Consider the following 248-nt stretch of genomic DNA (forward strand, 5'->3'; position numbering starts at 1 on the left):
TGAGAAGTCACCAAAGATTGCCTTTTCCTGCGCCTTGGCCTTCGCTGCTTTTGTTTTCTTGCTGATAAGAGGGACAAGGCTCTCCCAATCGTTGTTTGTGATGTTAAGCCAGTTGGCATCCTTATCTGGTGTGACCGATTCAAAGGTCAGTGTGGGCGCCGGGTTGGTAGAGAGAAATGCGAGCTTGTCCTCAGAGGTTTCAAACTCCGGTCGGCGACTATAATGAATCTTGCAGGTCTTCAGTTTTC

General features: G+C 48.8%; 1 protein-coding gene. It reads right to left on the reverse strand.

Features of this window, described 5'->3' with window-relative positions:
* On the reverse strand, nucleotides 1-248 hold a 248-nt coding region (locus AC0L3J_RS38275), incomplete at both ends, for a hypothetical protein (RefSeq protein WP_473350603.1).

Source organism: Bradyrhizobium sp. Kon37 (genome assembly GCF_055807535.1).